The organism is Clostridium gallinarum (assembly GCF_014836325.1).
Lineage (GTDB): Bacteria > Bacillota > Clostridia > Clostridiales > Clostridiaceae > Clostridium > Clostridium gallinarum.
The window spans coordinates 1-2183 of the sequence record NZ_JACSQZ010000121.1 but is presented as its reverse complement, the minus strand read 5'-3'; the positions used below and the strand labels follow the sequence as shown (position 1 = coordinate 2183).

Below are 2183 nucleotides of genomic sequence, written 5' to 3'. Positions count from 1 at the left end.
ATACTATATATAATATTAAGTAATATTTTTTTATTATCATTTAATAGATCATATTTTATTAAAGTAAAACTTATTTTTTACTTATTATCTAAAATACGACAAATTTAATTGTTTTTTATATTAATTTTATTGACAATTCTTAATAAATGTATATATAATCATACTAGACGTGTTACTGTTTAATCAGGCATAAGTCCAATTGATAAATAGGACTTATGCCTTTTATTTTTAGTTAACACTTATGCTTATGTATTTATTATATAAATTTAATAAATACTATAATATATTGCATTTGATTAAATTTTCAATAGAAAGGATGTGAATTCCTGTTTATACAGGAAATACTATGTTTAATTTTTTCAAAAATTTATTCAACTCAAATTCTAAAAAAGAAGAAGTTGTTAACACACCAGTTAACCCAAATGCACTTCTTGCACCAATTTCAGGTAAAGCTATTCCTTTATCAGAAGTTCCAGATCCAGTTTTTTCTGAAAAGTTAGCTGGCGATGGAATGGCTATTTTAATTGAAGGAGATACTGTAGTTGCTCCTGCTGATGGAGAAGTGACTTTAGTATTCAAAACAAAGCATGCTATTGCTATGACTTTAGATAATGGATTAGAGTTACTTATTCACGTAGGTTTAGATACTGTTTCTCTTGAAGGAGAAGGTTTTGAACAACTAATTGAGCAAGGAACAAGAGTAAAAGCTGGTACTCCTTTATTAAAAGTAAATAAAGATGTTATATTAAGTAAGGGATTATCATTAGCTACTCCTGTTTTAATAACTAACGTTGATGCTGCTAAATCTATAACTCCAGTTGAAAGTGGAGAAGTGGTTGCAGGCGAAACTGTTGTAGTTAAATTTGAAGTATAATAAAATTACTTAAAATAAAAAAACAGCCATATTCCGGCTGTTTTTTATTTTTTTCAATTATATATTATCTATCCAATATCTTATAAAATGTAATATGATCTCTCCAAGCTCCATTTATGAATAGATATTTTTCATTTACACCAATTTCTTTAAAACCACACTTTAATAAAACCGATTTTGATTTAATATTATCAGTTAAAACTGATGCTTCTAATCTATGAAGCTCAAGTTCCTCTTCTGCATATTTTAAAACGACTTTTAAAGCTTCTTGCATATATCCTTTCCCTTGGTATTCCTCATCAATAGAATATCCTACAATTCCACTTTTAAAAACTCCATAAACTATATTTGATATCTTTATTTTTCCAATCAATTTATCAGCCTTATAAATTCCTAAATCAATACCCGTTCCACTCATAAGATTTTTATAACTTTCAATTATTAATTCCTTTTGAGCTTCATAAGTATAAAAACTATTATCACGAGTAGGTTCATAATCTTTTAAGTGCTCTTTATTTCTCTTATAATAATCCAATAACTCCTCTGTACAATCAGGAGTAAAACTTTTTAAAATTAAATTTTTGCTTTTTAATTTCACAATATAATTTCTTTGTTTACTATTAAATTCAAATCTATTAATACCAAAACTAAGTTCATCTAAGAATACTCCATTTAAGAAAATATTTTCAGTAAATATCCCTTCTAAGGTAAATCCTAAATCTAAAAATACCTTATAATTAATATTCTCATCTACTAAAATATTAACTTTATATATTGTACTATCCTTAAATACTGCTCTTAATATATTTATTACTGTTTCTCTTAATAAATTCTGCTTATTCTCTTTAAAAAATTTTAATTTTAAATTACACTTTTTATTTTTCTTATCTAGTTCAACTATAGTAAACCTACCAATAAAGATATTATCTTTATCCTTAATTATATATTCATTAAGACTTCCTTTAACAAGCTCTATAATTACTTCTTTAATTTCACTCATAATATAATCTCCTAAATTGAATGTGTTTACTATCATTTATATTATACCGATAAAACTAGTATTTACACAATATCTTATCATCACTAATTAATGAATTCCTAAAAGATTATATCCTTCATTAATTAACACTTATCTTCATATATTTTAATATTACTAATAGTTTAGGAGATCTTATGCTACTTTTAAAATTTTTAAAAAAGAGAAAAAAGTTTATAAAATTTATTAAGTTTTTATTTTTAATCTTATTACTTATCATTATTATTTCTACAATTAATTTAGACTCTAAAAAACCTTCTAAAGATTCTAAAG

Annotated in this window: 2 protein-coding genes; one reads left to right on the top strand and one right to left on the bottom strand. The window is 24.1% G+C overall.

All coding sequences use genetic code 11. The features are described 5' to 3' along the window. The first annotated feature begins 346 nt into the window (after window positions 1–346). On the top strand, window positions 347–874 hold the full coding sequence (locus H9660_RS16060) for a PTS sugar transporter subunit IIA (RefSeq protein ID WP_191751375.1): 528 nt from the start codon (window positions 347–349) through the stop codon (window positions 872–874). Window positions 875–938: 64 nt separating this feature from the next. Here H9660_RS16060 and H9660_RS16055 read toward each other — a convergent pair whose 3' ends face one another. Beyond that, window positions 939–1874 (bottom strand): GNAT family N-acetyltransferase, encoded by a 936-nt coding sequence (locus H9660_RS16055; RefSeq protein ID WP_191751374.1) that lies wholly within the window; start codon window positions 1872–1874, stop codon window positions 939–941. Window positions 1875–2183: the final 309 nt, after the last annotated feature.

Coding starts and splice junctions, on each gene's coding strand:
- H9660_RS16060 (WP_191751375.1), top strand. CDS start 347: ATGTTTAATTTTTTCAAAAATTTATTCAACTCAAATTCTAAAAAAGAA.
- H9660_RS16055 (WP_191751374.1), bottom strand. CDS start 1,874: ATGAGTGAAATTAAAGAAGTAATTATAGAGCTTGTTAAAGGAAGTCTT.